Source organism: Arthrobacter sp. AL05 (assembly GCF_029960715.1).
In the GTDB taxonomy this organism is placed as follows: domain Bacteria; phylum Actinomycetota; class Actinomycetes; order Actinomycetales; family Micrococcaceae; genus Arthrobacter.
On record NZ_JASBRC010000061.1, the window covers coordinates 1 to 364 of the forward strand.

1 protein-coding gene is annotated in these 364 nt (G+C 68.7%); it reads right to left on the reverse strand.

The genetic code is table 11. The annotated features are described in order from the left end of the window. Nucleotides 1-364 (reverse strand): HAD family hydrolase (locus QK287_RS18445; RefSeq protein ID WP_282361141.1); only part of this gene is annotated, 364 nt, incomplete at both ends.

Genomic DNA, 364 nt, shown 5'->3' on the forward strand with positions numbered 1-364 from the left:
TGATCATAGCGACCTTGATGCCGCGGTCCTGCAGGGCTTTGACGGCCTGGCGGGACTCGGTGCGGACGGCGTCCTCGAGGCTCACGGCCCCGAGGATCCTGTGCCCGTCAATGATGTGCAGGACGGCTGCGCCACGGTCCAGCCACGCCCCGGTGGCGGCGGCTAATGATTCCGGTTCGTGGGCTTCGAGGTCACGGAGCAGTGCCGGGCCGCCGACCTGGATGGTTTTGCCGTCGACCGTGGCGCGGACACCGCGACCGGTCATGGACGAAAAGCCGGACGCCGCTGGAATAGTCAGGTTCTGCTCCCGTGCGGCGCGGACGATGGCCCGTGCCACCGGGTGCTCGCTGTCTGCTTCCACGGC